This is a genomic window from Cyanobacteriota bacterium (assembly GCA_025054735.1).
Lineage (GTDB): Bacteria > Cyanobacteriota > Cyanobacteriia > SKYG9 > SKYG9 > SKYG9.
This window is the reverse complement of record JANWZG010000705.1, coordinates 1-617: the sequence shown is the minus strand read 5'-3', so window position 1 is coordinate 617 and position 617 is coordinate 1. Positions and strand designations below refer to the sequence as shown.

The following is a 617-nucleotide window of genomic DNA, read 5'->3' as shown; positions in this document are numbered from 1 at the left end:
GGGAATGGAATTATTAACTGAGTAAGTTATCCAAGATTTCCATGAATAAATACTGGGGTAGTCCCAAGTAAATAATGATGAATTACGATGGTGCATGAAGATGAATATATAGTTATTCAAAAAGAGTTTGAGACATTTGCCAGTCAGTAGCAGTGGCAAAAATCACTGCCTCCACGTCGTGTGCGAGTAGCTACTCTTCTGGGCTAGCTGAAAAGTGCCCCACTTTTATGTGAAACGACTATAATACCAATGTAATTTTCCAGGCTTAAGGATAAAGTTTTCCTAGCCGAGCAATTTACTTTCTGCCTAGGAACGTTGTTAAGGTTTTTAATTGGAGATACTCTACCACCCACTGGATCCAGTTTTGTTGCTGCCAAGATACCCTGGCTACTAAGTAACTAGTGCTATCTGTAGTGCTAAGGAGTTGGCCGGAACTGGAGTCAGTTGGCATTTACTAGCTCTCTGCCTGCATCGGAGCGGCGGGATTTGAACCCACGACCCCCACTACCCCAAAGTGGTGCGCTACCAAGCTGCGCTACGCCCCGTCTCTATCCTTATCATCATAACGTAAACCCCACCCTTGCCAGTACCCCACCCCGTCCTTTACACTGTTACAC

1 tRNA gene is annotated in these 617 nt (G+C 45.1%); it reads right to left on the bottom strand.

Annotated elements, in window-relative coordinates:
* Positions 1-471: 471 nt before the first annotated feature.
* A tRNA-Pro gene (locus tag NZ772_19465) sits at positions 472-545 on the bottom strand.
* Between the last annotated feature and the right edge of the window lie 72 nt (positions 546-617).